Raw genomic sequence first — 19,974 nt, 5'->3', positions numbered from 1 at the left:
AATAGACAAGAAATTGAAGTTAGTATTGAAAAGAAATTATGCCTCCACGTTGGCCCCGGGAACCAGATCGAGAAAATGACCTCAAATATAGAAAATTAGACGATCGCATGAATTTTGCAGTTCATGTTGCTTTGTTTACTGCTGTCAATTCGGGAGCGTGGTTTTTCCATAACCTGCAACACGCCCAATGGTCTTGGATTACTTGGCTAACAGGTATTTGGGCTGTTATTCTCCTTGCACATTTTATCTATATAAGTGCGATCGCCAATTACACCAAAGCCAAAAATTAAATTATCTCCAACATCCACCGGGGTTGAACATTGTTCAACCCTTTAAAATTTATGACCGAGAAGGGAGATAAGGAGCCGTATTGCCTTCTACGGCTTGACGATAGGTTTCTACCTCATCAGTGTAATCAATGGGTAATACCGCACATACGTTTTGGTGAGGACGGGGAATAATTACCCAAGATTCGAGGGTAGCACCTTCGGCTTTTTTCACCGCTTCGATTCCTGCTGCCATGGCGGTTTTAACTTCGGAAACATCCCCACGAATATTCACGGTAAAACGAGCGCTACCCACCCTGATATAACCCACAAGGGTAACTCTACCAGCTTTTACCATGGCATCAGCTGCCGCTAAAATACCGGGAAATCCTTTGGTTTCAATAGAACCAATGGCTGATTGTGAAGGCATAATCTATATATACTCCTATAATTTTATTTAGATATAAAAACTTAATTTTAATGGTTTAATAATGGTCAAAAGGCTTACATCCGATAAGGATTAGAAACCTCATTATGGGCAATGGGTAACACATCCACCACATTAGGGGGAGGATTAGGGACAATGTAATGGGTCATCACTTCACCGCCAAAAACTTCCTCCGCCTTCATTAATCCCTCCTCCATGGCTCGATTAACCTCTGATACAGCACCCCTAATGGCGATCGCAAATTGACCACTTTCCGCCTTATCAAAATAAACAAGGGTAACTCGGGCGCTTTTAACCATCGCATCAGCCGCTGCCAAGATAGAGGGAAAACCCAAAGTTTGAATAACTCCTACTGCTTCAGGCATGGATAACTATACTTTTTTTAATTAAACCTCACAATTATCCCACAAATTTCCCTTAATAGATAGATCTCTATGGTTAATTAGAATTTAGAAATCATAATCCAAGAATAAGTATTAATTATCAGAAACTAAGAAGCAAAACATAGACTTACTTAAGGAGGATACACCACCAAAAAGTACCTAACCTCAAACCTCTCACCCCAATCTAATATTTTTCCACCTTAAACCCATTAGATTGATTAGAGTCTCGATGCCAAATTTCCCTTTGAGGAATACCCAAAGAAATTCCACTCCTATCAAAAGCCTCCTTAACTCTTAATCGTAACTCCCTACCCACAGCCCATTGTTCCGCTGGTAAAGTTTTAATTAAAAGTCGAATCATAATACCATCATGGGAAACCTTTTCAATACCCAAAATATCAGCAGGTTCAAGGATTTTTTCCTGCCATTCTATCTCCTCGTAGAGTTGTTCAGCTACCTCTTGAATTAAATTGGTAGCGGTTTTTATGTCCTGATCCCAAGCAATTTCAATGGTAAAATTAACCCTAGACCAATTTTTAGTCATATTAACCACCGTGGAGATATGACCATTCGGGATTACGATTAACTGTCCATCCAAATTACGCAAAGAAGTAGCATAAAGATTCATACTCTCTACACAACCAGCAAAACCATTAATTTCTACCACATCTCCCACAGCAAAACGGTCAGTATATAAAATTAAAATACCATTAAGCATATCTTCCAAAAGATTACGAGAAAGGAAAGCAAACACCACCGCTGCGGCCCCTGCCCCCGCTATTACCGTCGGATTTAACCCCGTAAAAGCAAAAGTTAGTGAAATACCGATAACTGTGAAAATAAAAGTTGTTGCCCCTTGCAAAGCAGGAGAATAAGTATTAACCCTAAGGGTAGGGCGATTAGAATTAGGGAATAATTCTTGTTTTTCCCTAGCCCATCTATTGAGTATTGAATCAATCCAAAAGTCTCCGATTTTGTCAACCAACACAATACAAATCCAGATTATCGGAACCAAAATTGCTTGAGAGAAAAACAGATTGAATAAATAACGGGTTTCTCTATAAGTGATAACGATAGTTCCTATACTTATTAAGATTGCCGTAATTTGCCCTAAGAGGAAAACCCGAAGAAGTAATTGAATTAAATTTAACTGTTGTTTAATTACATTTTGGGTTTGCTGGTAAACCGTGGGTAAAATTTGAGTAGGTATTTGTAAACCATCGGAGATAACTTGAATACCATTACTAATACTTTGATTAAAGACTCGTCCTAATAACCTTCTAAAGGTTTGTATTTTTTTTGATATGGGTTGAGTTTTAGTTGATATTCTTCCTGACAAAGGCTGAGTATAGTTCCGAGTTTTTGTTTCTGTATCAGTTTGAGTTTGTTCGTCATCTTTTTTATGAGCTTCAGGATCAACTGTTAAAGTATCCTTTATATCCTGTAACTCTTGTCTTAGTATCTTGGCTATTTTTTTGATAAATCTTTTGAACTTATTAACTAAAATTATAAAAATAAGAGCAATTATTCCAACTATTACCGATATTTGCAATCTTATTAGGGGTTGTTGATGATTCATTTCTGCTCCCCAGAGTGCGTCACTAATAGAGTTAGATACTTTTAATCTCCATTCTTCCCCCAACTCTTCGATGGTAGAAGCGTTGGCACTAGCATCTATGCCCGTTACAGTGACAAGAGCTTGGGATGATAAACCTAAATCAGGTTGTCTGGGTACAAATACAACGGTTTGATTATTTTCTGTTCCTACTTCTACTATGGGAGTAAATGGATGTCGAGGTTTTTCTCTATTTAAAAACCAAAAACTGAGGGATTGTCTTTCGTCTGAAAATTCAAAGGAGTTAGATTGAATAATATTCCGAAAAATTCCTTCAAAAATATTTTGTACAAATTTGGCTCTTTGTTCAACATCGATCGCAATTTCGGCGGATGTTTTTTCCGATTCTCTGGGCAAAGCAAGGGTTAATTGTTCTTCCATGATTTCGGAATTACCAAAGAGATAAACATCACTACACCAATATTTTCCGCAAGGACGAGCTTTATTTAAATCCCATTCGGGAGTTTCGGGAAAATCTACCACGCTACTGGTGGGCAAATTAAAAAAAGGAAACTGAGCTAAGGCTTGGGGAGTAAAGTTAACAATAAAAATCAGACTGAGAACAAAGATACTCAGATATTTGGTAATTAGTTTACGCATGGGTTAATTGTGTCTTTTTGTAAAGGACAGTTATTATATTAGTACAAGGTTTGTTGAATTGGGGAAAGCATAGCAATTAACAATAAACCATAGATAATAGAAGTTTTTTTAAGGGGTTGTGCATGAATTATGATGTGATTGTGGTGGGTGCGGGGCTAACTGGTTCGGCTTTAGCCTATGAGTTGGCGAAAAAAGGTCAGAAGGTTTTGTTGGTAGAAAAAAATCTCAATTTTTCTAATGGTACTGTTTATAGTTATGGAGGAATCGCTTATTGGTGTGGTACGGACGATCGCACCATATCCCTATGTCAGGAGGGGATAAAAATTCAGCGAGGGTTGAGCGATGAGCTTGACTATGATACCCAATATCGAGATTTAGATCTACTTTTTACCATTCCCCACGACAAAAACCCTGAGCAGGTAAGGACTAATTATCAGAATTTTTGGATTCAGCCTGAATTGTTAAGTGTTGAGGATAGTTGTGGTTTAGAGCCTTTGCTGAATCGGGAGGCGATTTCGGGTTGTTTACGCTTCCCCCATGGTCATGTTAACCCTCATAAATTGATCATAGGTTATCAAATTGCTTTTAAGAGGTTGGGGGGTGAAATTCGAGAGGAGTTGGTGGTTGATTTGGAGAAAAAGGGAAGTCGAACTGTAGGGATAAAAACAAGTAAAAATAGTTATTTTGCCCCAGAGATTATATTGTGTGCAGGGGCTTTTTGTCGAAGTTTATTAAGGGATGTGGGGGTTAGTTTACCTATATATTTTACCCATGCCCAACTGATAAAAACTAAACCCACGGATATTAAACTACGTTGTTTGATAATGCCTAGTACCACAGCAAGATTTTTGATGGAGGAAGATGTGACGGCGTTGGCAAAAGATACTCTCTGGGAAAATCCTAATGATGAGCTACAGGGGGAAGTGCTGGAGCCAGGGGCTATTCAATTTTTGGATGGGAGTCTATGTTTAGGTCAAATTAGTCAAATTCGGACAAATACTTCTGCTCCTGTGGATGCTAGGGCTAGTGAGGATAAGATTCGAGGGGCGATCGCCCATTACCTTCCTGCTTTGGGAACCTTAGAGGGGCAATGGCATAATTGCCAAGTGGCTTTTAGTAAGAATGTACCTTTTCAGGTGGGTAGAGTTGAGCAAATAGAGGGCTTATCCGTATTTTCTGGATTCACTAGCCCCTTTGTGTTTGTGCCTACCCTAGCTCAAAAATTTGCCCATTTCTTGGCTACAGATGAGGGTGATTTTCCCCTCAAAACTTCCTAGGCTTCAGGCTCTACCATGGCTCTGTATTCTTCGGCACTCAGAGCGTCTTCTAATTCTTCGCTAGAATTATCAAGGCGCACTTTTACGAGCCAACCCTCTCCATAGGGATCATCGGCGATCGCCTCTGGTTGTTCGATTAACATTTCATTACGGTCAACCACTGTGCCTGATACGGGAGCATAAATTTCCGACACTGCCTTAACCGATTCTACCGTACCAATATTGTCCCCAGAGGCGATCGCATCTCCTAATTCTGGCAACTCCAAAAAGACCACATCCCCCAATTCCTCAAGGGCAAAAGCACTCAAGCCGATAGTGGCAATGTCTTCATCATCTTCTATGCGTACATACTCATGGGAATCAAGATATTTTAAATCTTCGGGATATTCTAAGGTCATCGCCTATTTCTCTATATCAAAGTTTCTCTAATATTATTATTTATCAGCGAAGAATTAACAAGGATATTCATAAATAATTGAGAATTGAGAATTAATAATGGATAATGAAATTTATCGAAAATGTTTAGTTTAAAATTTCATTATTTGTAAATTCTAATCTGTCCTTAATTCTCCCCTTTAAATAATCCCATACCCATAAAACTTAGGTAAATATTTGTGAAAACGTTAACCAAAATCAAACTCCTGTGTGAGCCTACATCCCCAGAGTGGTTAGAACAAGCCCTCAACAACCTAGACACTATCCTTTTAGATCATTCTCATTGTGAGCGTAAAGCCGCAGGAGTGGCAGTAAATTTACTCTTTCGTTATCCTTCCCATACTGAGCTTATCCATGAGCTTACAGCCATTGCCAAAGAAGAATTAGAACACTTTGAACAGGTAAATCAGTGGCTACAAAAAAGAGGAGTTGCCCTCGCCCCTCTCCAACCATCCCCCTACGGGGCTACCCTCAAAGGTGCCATTCGCAGACGTGAACCCGATCGCCTTTTAGACTCCTTATTAGTCTCTGCCTTGATTGAAGCGCGATCGCACGAGCGCCTCGGATTACTCGCCGAAAACTGCCCCGATGTCGAACTAGCCAAATTTTATCGAGGTTTAATGGCATCAGAAGCCAGACACTACGGCATTTACTGGGTACTTGCCCATAAATATTGTGACAAAGACCAAATCGAACCCAGATTACAAGAACTAGCCCAACTAGAAAGCGATATTCTCCGAAACCTGCATCCAGAGCCAAGAATACACAGTTAATCAATAATCTAATGGAACTGAGTTAGAATTATTTTAAACGATAACCTTAAGAAAACAAACCCATGCAATTTATTCGTCAACAAGTAGTACCCATCGTTACCATTCTCATTGCTATTTTTGCCCTAGTTGCTACTAGCGCCCGTGGCTTCATGAAAACAGACTTGGCACAACCTGCCCCCATCGAAAATATTTACACCGATAATAGCACCTCTAATACCCCTTAGACATATCGAGAGAGTTGATAATTTCCGTGACCCAAATCCCCCAATTTGCGGGGATTTAGCGGAATAACATAAACGCTTTAATTATTTTTGTAGATGATTAACTAAAGCCTGTAAACCCAACAAATAACTATCTACCCCAAAACCACTAATTTGCCCCACAGAGATAGGAGCAATATAAGAATGGTGGCGAAATTCCTCACGACGATATATATTACTAAGGTGAACCTCCACAGTGGGAAGATTCACCCCCGCCAAAGCATCTCTAATGGCTACGCTAGTGTGAGTGTAAGCACCAGCATTAATCACAATCCCTTGATAATTTCCTAAAGCCTGATGAATTTTATCTACAAGGTTGCCTTCATGATTAGACTGAAAACAAACTACTCCCACCCCCATCATTTTTCCTTTCTCCACAAGAAGGTTATCTAGATCAACAAGGGTTAAATTCCCATAGATTTCAGGCTCTCGTTGTCCCAAAAGATTAAGATTAGGACCATGTAATACTAAAAGTTTTAAATCAGACACACCTTTATATCACTATGATTAACGATAACCACCATTGCGACGATCTCTCACAGGAATAGGAATCAATTCAGGTTCAGGCTCAGCCTGTGGCCCTGCTAATGCCTCAACTAACTTTTGAGTCCACTCTTTGATTTTTTCGATGATTTTCTCTATTTGATCCATTAATAAAGAAGACTCCCATAATGCTTTTTGTCATTAAAACCATCATAACGTTTACTTTTTGTAAATGCAACTGAAGAAAGCCTCTGGGTAATTTTTGCTACCAAATTAACTACATGGAAAATATTAAATGGTTACGGTAAGGATTGAACAATGTCCTAACCAGGGTGCAAAACCGCAAAGGTTTATTCCTGATAAATACTTTCTTTAGACTATTATCTATTAATTTTTTGTAATAATTTATACTGTTTAACTTTAATAAAGTTAGAATGGAATGACAGAAGTAATAAAGTATTGAAAAGAAAAGAAGTAGAACTATGATGAATATAACTCGCAAAAATAAAATGAGAGCAGAAGCTGGAAAAGCTTATAGAGATAGCTTAAGAAAAAATTTAGAACACCGTTTAGAAGTTGCTAGAAGTCAAGGAAATCAAAAATTAATTCAACAATTAGAACAAGAAGCGGCTTATTTACATCTTATATAATTTGAAATCACTATTTTTCTTTACCTATAAATGTTTGAACCTATCTGAGACTAGATAGGTTTTTGTTTTTTTAGGTGATTTTTTTTCTAATCATATTTGGTGTCTAAAAGTTTTCTAATCATTAGGTTATATTATTCGGGAAAACTAATTATTAAATTCTTAGATGTTATTTGGGCAAAATGATAATATTAGTTATGCAATAAAAGAGTAATTATTGATAATGGGTTTATATAACCTTTGACAGTAAAAGGTTTGATAGTAATAATAACAACACAAAAATATTAATACAACTTTTTTTTATAGTTATGAGAATAGCTGCATTTTAGAAGTTATTTGATTTATTTAGGATATATAGATATATTGAGAAAGTATATGTATAAATAACAAACAATAAGAACATGAAACTAATGATGGATTCTCCACCAGGCTTAAATGCTCTTAGTTTATTTGCTCAATTATCTGAAGTAGAAGAGGCTCTGCCCATAACAGATGATTTAGTAAGTGCGCTTTTAAGTTTAGGAAAAGCGATATTAATTTTAATTATTGGTTTGATTTTTGCCAATATTTTTAAGGGATTCGTTAGAAAATCCTTGCACAAAACTGATCTGGATAATCGCTTGGCGGCTTTTATCATGGGTGAAAATGCCGAGGATGCCAAAAAAATTGAGACGGAAAAATGGATCTCAGAAATAGTTGGTTGGCTTATCATTCTCTTTGTGGTAGTTGCCTTTCTCAATGCCCTTGAGTTAGATTTGGTATCTGAGCCTTTAAATGCTCTCTTGAATGAGGTAATGAGCTTTTTGCCTAGTTTAGGGGGTGCTGGAATTATTCTTTTGGTGGCATGGTTATTAGCAACGGTGGTTAAATTCATCGTTATTAAGACGCTCTCACAATTTCATTTTGATGAAAGATTAAATCAGCAAGTGCAAGATGATGATCAGGAAATGGTTGCAGACTCAGCGGGTGGCGAAATTGCTATCGGTGATACCATCGGGAATGCTCTTTTTTGGTTTATCATTCTATTATTTCTTCCTTCTATTTTAGGAATTTTGGGGCTAGATGGAACTTTACGTCCTTTAGAGGAGTTAGTTAATGATATTTTAGGGGTTGTACCTAATGTTTTCGCCGCAGCTATTATTGCTTTTATCGGTTGGATTATTGCCCAAGTTGTTAAGAAGGTTGTTACCAATTTATTAAGGGCTAGTGGGGCTGATGCCATTGGTGCAAAATTTGGTATGTCAGCTACGAATAAAAAGCAATCTTTATCTTATGTGATTGGCTCTGTGGTGTATGTATTAATCTTAATTCCTATTGCGATTACTGCCCTAGATGCTTTAGAGATTCAGGCTATTTCTGTACCTGCGATCGCAATGTTGGATCAAGTTTTGGACATACTACCGAAACTATTTGCAGCTATCATTGTCTTGGGGTTTGGTTATTTTGGAGCCCAATATTTAGCGGAATTATTAGTAAATCTCCTAACCAATGTGGGCTTTAATAATGTCTTTGTCTGGTTAGGTATCACAGAAACCTCCCCTATGTCAACGCCAGAAAGTTCTGAAATAGAAAATAATTCTAGTATCAAAACTCCTGCCCAAATTGTGGGTATTATCCTTGTGATTGCCATTATGTTGGTGGCAACCATTACAGCGGTAGATATTTTGCAAATTGAAGCCCTAAAAGAAGTAGTTGCTTTTATTTCCCTGTTGGCAGGGCAAGTATTAATCGGCGTAATTATCTTTGCTGTGGGTTTATATTTTGCTAATTTGGTGTATCGATTAGTAGTGAATTCTGGTACCCAACAAGCACAGTTTTTAGCTCAAGTTGCCCGTATTTCTATCATTGTATTAGTGGCTGCCATGGCTTTAGAAAGAATTGGTATTGCACCTAACATCGTCAATTTAGCCTTTGGTTTGCTCACTGGGGGTATTGCCGTGGCGATCGCCCTTGCCTTTGGTTTAGGAGGCAGAGAAGCCGCAGGAAACGCCCTACAGCGGTGGTTAGATTCCTTTACCAACGGAGGAAGCGACTCTTAATTATTTAGGTGGGGATGTACCATGATACATCCCTATGAGTATCAATTACCTTCAACTGTCGGGCGAGGTTGATACCACTTAAAATGTTGGTAAGCCTCCCTCGATATTTCCTGAATCATAGTACGGGCAGTATAATCATTGTGAGGACGTTGTACCAAAACGGCCCCTACATAACGTTTTCCAGTCGGTATATCAATAATCCCCCCATCTCCTAATACTTTGCCAATATCTCCAGTTTTATGATAAATCATGGCATCAGGTTCAATGCCCTGGGGTAACAAAGTCCTAGTAATAGTTCTCTGCATGATACCTAAAAGACGATCCCTTGATCTAGTTCCTACTAAATTACCATTACTAACCTTTACCAAAGTCATAGCCAAATCCCTTGCACTAATGGTGTTTGTACCTTCTAAATCAGGAAGATAATTATTAATTACTGTGGATTCTAAACCCCATTCTTTAAAACGCTGATTAAGTGCCTCTACACCCCCTAACCTTTCAATTAACATATTAGTGGCAGTGTTATCACTACGAATAATCATTTCCTCTGCCACCTTCAAAGCCGTGTATTGAGTGCCGATGGGTTGATATTGCATCGTACCAGCTTCGGTGGCTTTGGTTTCCTCCGTCATGGTTAATTTTTCATCAAGCAAAATTTTCCCTTCATCTACATCCTGAAAAAAAGCAACCAAAATCGGCGTTTTAATGGTACTAGCGGCGGGAAAAGCCTCCATACCATTCATATTGACAAAAGCCCCATTATCCAAATCTACAAAAAATAAACTAGGTTGAAGATTGGCATATTTCTCAAATAACACAGTCATTTTTTCCCTCAAGGGCATTAATTCTTGGGTAAATGTAAAAGAATTACTAGCTATATTTTCGGTGGTTGTAGAGGAGATAGTTTCGAGGTTATCAGTTTCTACTTCTGCACTTTCTGAAGTAGTTATAGATGATTCATCTTCCGCCCCTGATGTATTGAGAAAGGGTAAATTTAAGTCAGGAAATAGAGGCTGTGTTAAATCGATATTTGCTAATATACTACCAAAAATAGTTCCTAAGCCAATGCCTACTATACTTAGGCGAAAAATAGAGTTAATAATCGTATTTAGGCGATTTTTTTCTGGTGGGTTCGATTTTTGGGGAGAATATGTCATATTTCTTTGGCTAAGAGATGGGGGTTGAAAAGTCACTTGCAATACTTATTTACTTTAATAGGCGATCGCACTTTAACGACTTTTGAGACTTATTTTTATGTGTTATTTTAGCGATGATTTAAAAAAAAAGCACTATGTTTTTTATGAACAAAAGATAATCAAAATTAAGAGATAACTGATATTGTTGCTTGTTATTTTAAAGTTTCCAACAATTATCTATATAATTTCTAATTCTCCTACGGCATCACTATCAAAAAACCAGATTAATTCTCCTTGGGGTTGAATCATTTTACTAGGATATTCCCTAGAATTACAATTTTCACTAAATACTTGTTGTAAGGCATTTTGCTTATTGCTTCCTGACACTAGAAATACGACACAGTGGGCGGAGTTGATGAGGGGGGCTGTAAAAGTGAGCCTGATACTATCTTCTTTGTTGCCTACGGTGACAAGATTTTCTTCATTTTCAAGGGCTTTGGTATGGGGAAAAAGAGAGGCGGTATGCCCATCATCTCCCATGCCTAGGAGGATAATATCAAAGGAGGGGAATCCTTGGGGGCATGGGAAAAAGTCTCTAATTTCTTGATCGTGTTTCAGGGCATCGTCTTGGGGATTGTTACCCATAGTAGGCATAGGATGGATATTGTCAGAGGGGATTTCTACTTTATTTAACCATGCTTCTTTTGCCATTTTTTGGTTACTGTCGGGATGGGTGGGGGCTACATAACGCTCATCTCCCCAGAATACATGGATTTTATCCCATGATAGTTCACTAAGGGCGATCGCCTCATAGATAGGTTTTGGAGTGCTACCCCCTGCAAGGGCAATGGTGCAAATTCCTTTTTCGGTGATAGTATCTTCTATTCTGTTGATGATAAATTCTTGGGCACTAGCAATTAAGGCACTTTTGCTCGGGAAAACTTTTACTTCACTCATAACAATATTTTTAACTTCAAGTCCTAGGTTAGTTCATTTTTAGGATTTATTTCATCAAAAAACATAAGGCTTTTTGTAAGTAACGAGGTTCAATAAAATAATCGTTTTTAGAACTTTTGCCCCTAGGTTTACTTGGTGGTATAGTTTCACCGATAATGTAATGATGTTCAAGGTTAGCCACATGGGCAAGACTGAAAAAATATTCCCTTAAATGCCCTGTAGAAATAAACTCTAATACTTTTGTGTGGGGTTGACAAAAAACAAGATTACCCAAAGCTGCCCCATGGGGAGTTACGATAATTGATGCTTCATGGAATGTTTGCGGTTGGTTAGTATCATTTTCAGGCAAATAGTATTCAAAGCCAAATTTCTCTAAAATTCCATAAATTTGGTCATCATTAATAATTTTACGAGTTCCTGTTTTGCGGGGAATATACAATAAACGATGAGGTTTACAAGGAGATAAATTAATCCTTGTTTGCATAAAATTGACCATCCAATGGGGGTGATGGCGATCTAAACTAGGATGGGTAGTAGCTATTAACATTTTTGCCTGAATACCTTTTCCTTTTTGAGCCCAAACACATTTAGACTCATCAATACCCATTTGCTCAAAAATATCCCAAGCATTGGGGGACATAGGTTGATTCATGAGAATATAATCTACATCATTTAAACTAAATCCTGCTTTCTCGAATAGATGTAATCGAGGTATGGCATCTAGCAAAAAATGGTAATAATTATTTGAAGCGTTACTCATTAATGATAAACAAGTTCCGTCTAAAAACTCAACGGGATATTTTTCTTTGGGTAAATTAGCATGAACTAATCTTTGACGATGGTAGGAGGTATCAACCATAAAATAATCATCTTGGGTGAGAACATATCCTTGATTGTGTAATACTTGTCCGTGGGGTATTTTAAATACTCCTGTGGGGGGAATTGTGGACTTTAGATTTCGAGAAAAATTAAATTTATCTTTTCCCCAATTATGGGTTTTTGCTCTTTTGTGGGGATATTTTTGCTCTGAATAAACTTCTATCCAAGTACCGCCTTTTTGCTGATAAGTCTGATAGTCAATCCATTTTTTTGCAAGTCCTGATGGGCCACCATATTTGAGGGAGGGGTTTAACGTATATTTGATTTCGCTGGAAATTTTTCTTTTAAGGTGTCTTACCCTATCTATATACTTCTTCACTACCCTAATTCCAAAGTTAAATATTTTTTTTCCACAATAATCGTCTAATTTAACACCCAACACTTAAAACGTAACACCCGATTAAATAATTTTTTCTAGTCCATAAACTAAGGATTTTAACTCGGTAATTTTACGAATAGATAACAAAACTCCTGGCATATAACAAGAGCGATCGCTGGTATCATGTCTAAGGGTGTAAATCTGTCCAGCAGCACCAAAGATAATTTCTTGGTGCGCGATTAATCCGGGGAGACGCACACTATGGAGGCGAATATTATCACCGCATACACTACCCCTAGCACCTTCTATATGCTCAGTTTCTTCTACTTGTTGGGGGTTATAGGTTTTGCCCATTCCTGAGAGCATTTCGGCGGTTTTGATGGCAGTACCACTGGGGGCATCTGCTTTTTGGTTGTGGTGAAGTTCGATGATTTCCACATGGTCAAAATATTGGGCGGCTTGGATGGCTGCTTGTTGCATTAAGACGATACCAATGGAAAAATTAGGAATAACTAATACTCCTGTACTGGCTTTTTCAGCAAAGTCGGCTAGGTCATTAATTTGTTTAGGGCTTAATCCCGTTGTGCCAACCACGGGGCGCACTCCATAGGCGATCGCACTGCGCACGTTTTCATATACACTATCAGGGTGGGTAAAATCTACCATTACCCCTTGAATTTTGTGTTGGGTGGCGAGGACTAATACCCCTTCTAAATCATTCATGATAGGTACTTCTAAAGCACCACATCCCGCTACTTCGCCCACATCTTGCCCTAATACCGCAGGATTTTGATCCACTGCACCTACAAGCATCATATCATCACTAGAGGCGATCGCCTTGATCACTTCTTTTCCCATTTTTCCCGCCGCACCGTTAACGACAACAGGAATTAAATTATCTTGACTCATAAAAACAATAAAAATTAGTAACTAAATATCATATTTGACCATACCACCCACTTTAAACCCTCAGAAAAATAATTATCGGAGGGTGAATTAAGGTTTACCAAGCAACGTAGGGAATTTTGGTGGCAGTTTCTTGGATTTGAGGAATATTTTTGGTAAGTAAACCACAGGTATCCCATTTGCCAGAAACTAACATACTTCTTGCTCCTGAATCCATTTTTACCGCACTGCTATAACGTCCACATTTGACGTGCATATCTTCCAAATCAAGAATCATATTAGCATCGGGGTTTTCTTTGAGTAGGTTTTGGATGCTTTTGATATTAGCTGAGGAAGTAGTAACACAAGGTACTCCCATGGTAAGACAGTTACCGAAAAAGATCTCTGCAAAACTTTCTCCCACAATAGCATCAATACCCCAACGGGCGATGGCTTGGGGTGCATGTTCACGACTCGAACCACATCCGAAATTGGCGTTAACTACTAAAATTTTAGCATTTTGGTATTGAGGTTGATTAAAAGGATGACCTGGATTTGATGCCCTATCATCGGCAAAGGCTTCTTTTCCTAAACCGTCGAAGGTGACACACCGCAAAAAACGAGCGGGGATAATTCTATCGGTATCAATATCATTTCCCACAAGGGGGATTCCTTTACCAGTTACGATTTTTCTTTCACTCATACTCTTAGGCAATTGACAATTGACAATTGACAGTTAAAAATTAATATAATGTTTATTTTTAGTTGTAATTGTACACTGTTCCCTGTACATCTTAAACTGTTACTATTGATTTTATGAAGGAAATTGCCCAAAAAACTCGCACGGCGGCGCAACAATTAGCGATACTCTCCACCTCGGCTCGTAATCAGGCCCTAGAGGCGATCGCAAGAACCCTCGAAAAATATCAAAAAGAGATTATTGAAGCCAACAATGCCGATTGTCGTGCCTCTGAGGGGGTAATTTCTAAGGCATTATCTGCCCGTTTACTATTAGGAGAAAATAAGTTAAAAGGTGCCATCGCAGGGGTGCGTGATGTGGCAAAATTAGTTGACCCCCTCGGCACTCTCACCCTCTATCGAGAATTAGATCAAGGATTAATTTTACGCCGTGTTAGTTGCCCTTTAGGGGTGTTGGGAGTTATTTTTGAGGCGCGCCCCGATGCGCTTATTCAAATCACCAGTTTGGCGATAAAATCGGGCAATGGGGTAATTTTAAAGGGGGGTAAGGAGGCGATTAATACTTGCACCACTTTAGTAAAAATAATTCATGAAGCCCTCAGCCATACGGAAGTTAACCCCGATGCCGTGCAACTTTTAACCACCCGAGAAGAAATTAAAACCCTTCTCTCCCTCGATGAATATGTAGATTTAATTATTCCCCGTGGTTCTAACGAATTTGTCCGTTATGTACAAGAAAATACCAAAATTCCTGTTTTAGGTCATGCAGATGGCATCTGTCATCTATTTATTGATGAATCCGCTGATTTAGATAAAGCTATTCCTGTGACGGTGGATGCTAAAACCCAATATCCTGCGGCTTGTAATGCTATTGAAACTTTACTCGTACACAGTGCGATCGCCCCTAAAGTTTTACCTTTAGTAGCCGAAGCTCTTACAGATAAAGGAGTTACCCTGAAGGGGGATAAAGCCACCCAAATTATTATTAACTGTGAAAGTGCCACCGAAGAAGACTGGCGTACCGAATACAGCGACTTGATTCTATCTATCAAAATTGTAGATGATTTACCTGGGGCGATCGCCCATATCAACCACTATGGCTCAAAACATACCGATGGCATCATCACCGAAAACCCACACAACGCCGAAACCTTCCTTAACCAAGTAGATGCCGCAGGGGTATATCATAATTGCTCAACCCGTTTTGCTGACGGCTTCCGCTACGGCTTCGGGGCAGAAGTAGGCATCAGCACCCAAAAAATGCCCCCCCGAGGGCCAGTAGGTTTAGAAGGCTTAGTCACCTACAAATATAAACTCACAGGAAATGGAGACATTGCCACCACCTACAGCGGAAATGATGCCAAACCTTTTACCCACAAAGATTTATAGGTATAGTATTTATAAAATTTAAACTTAACTTTCCCCCTTCTCAAAGGGGGTTAAGGGGATAAAATTCCCATGACTACCAAAGGGGTTATATTTTGATTAACTGATTTTGGCTAGAATTGAGGAAAGAAATTTTTAAATTAATAAATATGAATGTTAACGAGACTCCATCGAAAATATCTGAAACCATAGAATTAGCCCCTAACTTTAGAATCCCTATCATTATAATTATCAGCGCCTTTCCCCTGATTCTGATTCAACCAATTTTAGGTGGAATTGTTGGCTTATTTGGTATCTTTTTAACTATTCAAACCACCCAAATTAAACTAAAATTTACTCCAGACACTTTAGAAGTATATAGGGGAGAAAAAATATTGAGGACATTTCCCTATGTAGAATGGGAAAACTGGGAAATTTATTGGCAACCAGTACCTATTTTGTTTTACTTTAAAGAAATTAAAAGCATTCACTTTTTACCGATTATCTTTGATGCGAAAACCCTAAAGGATTGTCTCGAAAAATGTTTTCCTAAAACGAATTAATAAAATTAACAACAATAGATTTCAGTACATTATATAAATAATCAATTTACTATGTCAGAAATAGATAAAAATAACCTAAAAAAAAATATAGAAGATACCTTTGGTAGTGATGATGATTTATGGGATAGTCAATCCACAGAAGCAGGAAATTTGCCCAACTATGACTTTGAAGAGGAAGAATCTTTGGCGAATAATGATACTACCGAAGAGGTAGAGAAAGAAATTATTAACTCCTCTACCGTGGAAAAAGAATCTTCTCCACAGGTTATCGAAACTCAGGAAATAAACCCATTATCAGAAGAAGATAACCAAGAAACTGTAGAGGAAATCTTAGCGGAAAATATATATCCAGAAACATTGGAAGAAAATACTGCTACGGTAAGTATAGAAGAGAGTAAAAATAACAATTTAGAAACTGACGAGTTAGAGGAAGACTTATCAAGTTTAACAAAATCATCCGATAGTCAAGATGATACCCTTCCTGATAAAGAAACAGGTGATTTACACAGTCAAAAAGAGGCTCTTATTCACGAAATTCAAAATCTTTTGCAACAAAAAGATGAGCTTATTAATGAACAAAAAGAAGTTACTAAAAATGTAAGTATCCTAGTTCAAGAAAGTTTGAAAGCCCTTGAACAAAGAAAAGAAAGTTTAGAAATTTCTGTACAAAAGTTAGAGCGTAGAAAGGAAAGAATTGAAAAAGAAATGAAGACTACTTTTTCTGGAGTTTCCCAAGATTTAGCTATTAAGGTGCAGGGATTCAAAGACTATCTAGTGGGAAGTTTACAGGATTTATCCATGGCGGCTGAACAACTTGATCTCAATACTAATAGTAATATGGATTCATGGGAAACTAATAACAATCCCCAACCCATGGTTAGTAGTGTTAATGTCGAACCAAGTAGTCCTCAATTTGTTGAAAAGAGTTTTAAGGATGAAACTCGGATTATTCGTAGTTTAATCGATCAATATCGTACTCGTCCAGATTATTATGGTCCTTCTTGGCAACTGCGGCGCACTTTCGAGCCAATCCATGCTGAAAGGGTATCTAATTGGTTTTTTACCCAAGGGGGTAGGGGTGCATTAAAGAGTATGACATCTAGGTTACAAAATATTCTGGTTACCTCGGCTATCATTTCGATATTATCACAGCTATATGGCGATCGCACTAGGGTGTTAATTTTATCCGACACTCCAGAAAAACTAGGGGAATGGCGTAGGGGTTTACAAGATTGTCTAGGAATATCTAGGGCAGATTTTGGACCAAATCGAGGGGTAGTTTTGTTTGAAACATCAGAAGCCCTATGTCAAAAAGCAGACAGAATTATGGATGATAAAGACTTACCTTTTATTATCATGGATCAAAATGAAGATAAGGTAAACCTTTCCTTATTACAATTCCCTCTTTGGTTAGCATTTGCCCCCGAAAAACCAACCTCTGGTTACGATTATTTTTAATGGGGAGTGTATATCGTGACGCAATCGTAAATTTTGTAGGTAATATTATCAACAAACATTTTTCAATTTGGGAGTAAGAAAATGCTATCAATTAACCTAGATGAACAAACTCAAAGCTATTTAGCCGAAATAACAATCAAAGAAAATAAGACTTCAGAAGAATTACTCAGGGAATTAATTTATCAACATTGGCAAACATTACAACCCCCTCAAACTTTAGCACAAAGACGAGGAGGACACCCTAAATATTTACTCCAAAATGCATCTCCTGATTTATCCCTCAGAGAAAATCGTAAAGTAATGGTGAAAAGTCATATTAAAAGCAATTATGATACACCTGATTAATGAATAATTATCCCCCTATCATTATCACTGATGGCAGTATTTTAATTGCTTATTACAGTGCAAGAGATAACTACCATAATGCTGCTTGTCGCTTTTTTGAACAATGCACCAGTAAACTGATTACTTCGCTTCCTTGTATTACTGAAGTAATGTATCTTCTTAGTGCTGATTATCGTACACAGAATGAGTTTTTAAATGATTTAGCTGAAAATCTTTATGAATGTATTCCCCTTTTACCTAAAAATTTTAGCCGAATAAAAGAACTTAATAAACAATATGTAGATTTGCCTGGTGATTTTGCTGATTTATCTTTAATTACTATTTCTGAAAAATTAAATATTTCTGTTGTTTTAACTTTGGATAGTGATTTTGATATTTATCGTCGTTATCGAAAACAACCATTTCAACGAATATCTTTAAATTAAATGAACGAAAAAGTCAATCTAAATATCTTTAAAAAATTCTGGAATATCGCCCGATTATATTGGTTAGGAAAAGAAAAAAAAGGTGCTTTTACTCTCTTAATATTACTAGGATTATTATTAATTGGTTATACCCAGTTAAGCGTATTATTAAATCGAAATCAAGGGGAATTAATCTCTACTTTAGCCGCTAAAGATGAAGCAATTTTTTGGAGTGCCGTTAGGTCATTTTTAACAGTATTACTAATTTATGTTCCTCTTTTTGCCAGTTTCTCCTATGTACAAAGTAAACTAGGTTTATATTGGCGAAAATGGTTAACTGAAAATTTTTTGGGACGATATTTTGCTAATCGTTCATTTTATCAGTTGACGGCAAAATATAAAGAAATTGATAACCCAGATCAACGTATTTCCGAAGATATAAGGGGTTTTACCCAAGATTCTCTCTTATTTTTGCTTGTGGTTGTGCAATCGGTTTTACAGGTAATTGCCTTTAGTGCCGTTTTGTGGTCTATTTCTCAGCAGTTAGTTATCTTTTTGCTAGTATATGCGATCGCAGGTACCATTATCACAACGGGGGTATTCGGACAAAAATTAATTAACCTCAACTTTGCCCAACTCAAAAAAGAAGCAAATTTCCGTTTTGGATTAGTAAGAGTAAGGGAAAATAGTGAATCCATTGCCTTTTATCAAGGGGAAAAACAAGAAGAAAATCACCTTAAAAATTTATTTAATGATGTTTATCAAAACTTTAACTCATTAATTGTTTGGCAAGAATTATATTTAGGACTATTCGTTAATACCTTTGAATTTTTACCCTACGTCATTCCAGCTATAGTAGTCGCCCCTAGCGTTTTATCAGGGGAGTTAGAAGTAGGAAAAGTAAGCGAAGCCACAGGGGCATTTGCTAGAGTATTTTTCTCTCTCAATATTATTGTTAGTCGCTTCCAATCCTTAACCAGTTTTGCCGCGGGAGTTAATCGTTTATCAACTTTTTCAGAATTCTTACAAGCTGAAAATGAGATTAATATTAATAGTAAAAATAAACCCACCATTGACACTGTTACCAACGGCAAACTAGCCACCACAGAATTAACCCTACAGACACCCAACTATCAAAATACCCTATTCAATAATCTCTCTCTCGAGTTACCACCCCAACAAGGATTATTAATCATGGGTAGTAGCGGATGCGGTAAAAGCTCATTTTTAAGGGCTATTGCGGGATTATGGAATTCTGGCACAGGGGTAATTTATCGCCCAGAATTAGAAGAAATGCTTTTCTTGCCCCAGCGCCCTTATATGATAATTGGTACCCTAAGACAACAACTAACTTATCCTAGCCTAGACAAATCCATTGATGATCAAGAATTACAGAATATTTTAGACATAGTAAACTTAGGTGATTTAGCCACCAGATTTGGCGGTTTTGATGTGGAAAAAGACTGGGGGGAATTGTTATCATTAGGGGAACAACAAAGGGTTGCCTTTGCTCGTATCTTTATTAACAAGCCCAAATATGTCATCTTAGACGAAGCTACCAGTGCTTTAGATATTGACAATGAAGCTCGTTTATATCATCATTTAACTTTACAAAAAATTACTTATATTAGTGTAGGACATCGTGAAAGTTTAAACAATTATCATCAATCAATGATTAAATTTAAAGACGATAAATCCATCGCCGTAGAGAATTAATTATCAAGTAGGCTGATTTGAT

Annotated in this window: 23 protein-coding genes; 12 read left to right on the top strand and 11 right to left on the bottom strand. The window is 37.5% G+C overall.

Annotated elements, in window-relative coordinates:
- Positions 1-38: 38 nt before the first annotated feature.
- Entirely contained in the window at positions 39-290 is a 252-nt protein-coding gene (locus A5482_RS12850; RefSeq protein WP_069791757.1) for a 2TM domain-containing protein, read from the top strand.
- Between the two features lie 49 nt (positions 291-339).
- Here the strand turns inward: A5482_RS12850 and A5482_RS12845 are convergent, their stop codons facing one another.
- From A5482_RS12845 to A5482_RS12835, 3 genes are all read right to left on the bottom strand, one after another.
- Positions 340-696, bottom strand: coding sequence for a carbon dioxide-concentrating mechanism protein CcmK (locus tag A5482_RS12845; RefSeq protein WP_069791758.1), 357 nt, complete (start codon positions 694-696; stop codon positions 340-342).
- A gap of 74 nt (positions 697-770) precedes the next feature.
- Complete coding sequence (locus tag A5482_RS12840; protein ID WP_069791759.1) at positions 771-1,079, bottom strand: carbon dioxide-concentrating mechanism protein CcmK; 309 nt, start codon at positions 1,077-1,079, stop codon at positions 771-773.
- Positions 1,080-1,281: 202 nt separating this feature from the next.
- Positions 1,282-3,312, bottom strand: a complete 2,031-nt coding sequence (locus A5482_RS12835) for a mechanosensitive ion channel family protein (RefSeq protein ID WP_069791760.1) — start codon at positions 3,310-3,312, stop codon at positions 1,282-1,284.
- Between the two features lie 122 nt (positions 3,313-3,434).
- Between A5482_RS12835 and A5482_RS12830 the strand changes: the two genes are divergently transcribed.
- On the top strand, positions 3,435-4,589 hold the full coding sequence (locus A5482_RS12830) for an NAD(P)/FAD-dependent oxidoreductase (protein WP_069791761.1): 1,155 nt from the start codon (positions 3,435-3,437) through the stop codon (positions 4,587-4,589).
- On the opposite strand, the gene gcvH is transcribed toward A5482_RS12830, so the two are convergent.
- The gene (gene gcvH / locus A5482_RS12825; protein WP_069791762.1) at positions 4,586-4,987 is read right to left on the bottom strand and encodes a glycine cleavage system protein GcvH; all 402 of its coding nucleotides are present in this window, start codon (positions 4,985-4,987) and stop codon (positions 4,586-4,588) included. The genes A5482_RS12830 and gcvH overlap by 4 nt on opposite strands.
- Before the next feature lie 216 nt (positions 4,988-5,203).
- Between gcvH and miaE the strand changes: the two genes are divergently transcribed.
- Together miaE and A5482_RS12815 are read left to right on the top strand one after the other, a co-directional pair.
- A complete protein-coding gene (miaE, locus tag A5482_RS12820) occupies positions 5,204-5,797 on the top strand; it encodes a tRNA-(ms[2]io[6]A)-hydroxylase (protein ID WP_069791763.1) in 594 nt (197 codons plus the stop codon).
- Between the two features lie 62 nt (positions 5,798-5,859).
- The gene (locus tag A5482_RS12815; RefSeq protein WP_201150101.1) at positions 5,860-6,021 is read left to right on the top strand and encodes a hypothetical protein; all 162 of its coding nucleotides are present in this window, start codon (positions 5,860-5,862) and stop codon (positions 6,019-6,021) included.
- Between the two features lie 81 nt (positions 6,022-6,102).
- Here A5482_RS12815 and aroQ read toward each other — a convergent pair whose 3' ends face one another.
- Both aroQ and A5482_RS12805 read right to left on the bottom strand, forming a co-directional pair.
- A complete protein-coding gene (gene aroQ / locus A5482_RS12810) occupies positions 6,103-6,546 on the bottom strand; it encodes a type II 3-dehydroquinate dehydratase (protein WP_069791764.1) in 444 nt (147 codons plus the stop codon).
- Positions 6,547-6,564: 18 nt separating this feature from the next.
- Positions 6,565-6,708 (bottom strand): hypothetical protein, encoded by a 144-nt coding sequence (locus A5482_RS12805; protein WP_201150102.1) that lies wholly within the window; start codon positions 6,706-6,708, stop codon positions 6,565-6,567.
- A gap of 317 nt (positions 6,709-7,025) precedes the next feature.
- Between A5482_RS12805 and pirA the strand changes: the two genes are divergently transcribed.
- On the top strand, positions 7,026-7,190 hold the full coding sequence (gene pirA, locus A5482_RS12800; protein ID WP_446684536.1) for an arginine synthesis PII-interacting regulator PirA: 165 nt from the start codon (positions 7,026-7,028) through the stop codon (positions 7,188-7,190).
- 398 nt (positions 7,191-7,588) lie between these two features.
- Positions 7,589-9,226 carry a mechanosensitive ion channel gene (locus A5482_RS12795; protein WP_083260491.1) on the top strand — a complete coding sequence of 546 codons (1,638 nt, stop codon included), beginning with the start codon at positions 7,589-7,591 and terminating at the stop codon, positions 9,224-9,226.
- 41 nt (positions 9,227-9,267) lie between these two features.
- On the opposite strand, the gene A5482_RS12790 is transcribed toward A5482_RS12795, so the two are convergent.
- The 5 genes from A5482_RS12790 to leuD form a co-directional block, all read right to left on the bottom strand.
- Positions 9,268-10,383 (bottom strand): serine hydrolase, encoded by a 1,116-nt coding sequence (locus tag A5482_RS12790; protein WP_069791765.1) that lies wholly within the window; start codon positions 10,381-10,383, stop codon positions 9,268-9,270.
- Positions 10,384-10,599: 216 nt separating this feature from the next.
- The gene (gene pgl / locus A5482_RS12785; RefSeq protein WP_069791766.1) at positions 10,600-11,319 is read right to left on the bottom strand and encodes a 6-phosphogluconolactonase; all 720 of its coding nucleotides are present in this window, start codon (positions 11,317-11,319) and stop codon (positions 10,600-10,602) included.
- Positions 11,320-11,365: 46 nt separating this feature from the next.
- Positions 11,366-12,517, bottom strand: a complete 1,152-nt coding sequence (locus tag A5482_RS12780; RefSeq protein ID WP_446684774.1) for a glycosyltransferase family 61 protein — start codon at positions 12,515-12,517, stop codon at positions 11,366-11,368.
- A gap of 81 nt (positions 12,518-12,598) precedes the next feature.
- Positions 12,599-13,426 carry a 4-hydroxy-tetrahydrodipicolinate reductase gene (gene dapB, locus A5482_RS12775; RefSeq protein WP_069791769.1) on the bottom strand — a complete coding sequence of 276 codons (828 nt, stop codon included), beginning with the start codon at positions 13,424-13,426 and terminating at the stop codon, positions 12,599-12,601.
- 94 nt (positions 13,427-13,520) lie between these two features.
- Entirely contained in the window at positions 13,521-14,105 is a 585-nt protein-coding gene (gene leuD, locus A5482_RS12770) for a 3-isopropylmalate dehydratase small subunit (RefSeq protein WP_069791770.1), read from the bottom strand.
- Positions 14,106-14,218: 113 nt separating this feature from the next.
- Between leuD and proA the strand changes: the two genes are divergently transcribed.
- The 6 genes from proA (at position 14,219) to A5482_RS12740 (ending at position 19,952) form a co-directional block, all read left to right on the top strand.
- Positions 14,219-15,490, top strand: coding sequence for a glutamate-5-semialdehyde dehydrogenase (gene proA / locus A5482_RS12765; protein WP_069791771.1), 1,272 nt, complete (start codon positions 14,219-14,221; stop codon positions 15,488-15,490).
- A gap of 146 nt (positions 15,491-15,636) precedes the next feature.
- Positions 15,637-16,029 (top strand): DUF3119 family protein, encoded by a 393-nt coding sequence (locus tag A5482_RS12760; protein WP_069791772.1) that lies wholly within the window; start codon positions 15,637-15,639, stop codon positions 16,027-16,029.
- Between the two features lie 51 nt (positions 16,030-16,080).
- Positions 16,081-17,487, top strand: a complete 1,407-nt coding sequence (locus tag A5482_RS12755; protein ID WP_069791773.1) for a DUF3086 domain-containing protein — start codon at positions 16,081-16,083, stop codon at positions 17,485-17,487.
- Positions 17,488-17,568: 81 nt separating this feature from the next.
- Positions 17,569-17,832, top strand: coding sequence for a hypothetical protein (locus A5482_RS12750; RefSeq protein WP_069791774.1), 264 nt, complete (start codon positions 17,569-17,571; stop codon positions 17,830-17,832).
- A complete protein-coding gene (locus A5482_RS12745) occupies positions 17,832-18,257 on the top strand; it encodes a type II toxin-antitoxin system VapC family toxin (RefSeq protein ID WP_069791775.1) in 426 nt (141 codons plus the stop codon). Before A5482_RS12750 ends, A5482_RS12745 begins: the two co-directional genes overlap by 1 nt.
- Positions 18,258-19,952, top strand: a complete 1,695-nt coding sequence (locus A5482_RS12740) for an ABC transporter ATP-binding protein/permease (protein ID WP_069791776.1) — start codon at positions 18,258-18,260, stop codon at positions 19,950-19,952.
- The last annotated feature ends 22 nt before the right edge of the window (positions 19,953-19,974 follow it).

Source organism: Cyanobacterium sp. IPPAS B-1200, assembly GCF_001747005.2.
In the GTDB taxonomy this organism is placed as follows: Bacteria; Cyanobacteriota; Cyanobacteriia; order Cyanobacteriales; family Cyanobacteriaceae; genus Cyanobacterium.
Note: the sequence above shows the minus strand (reverse complement) of the source record. Positions and strands in the feature narration are given on the sequence as shown.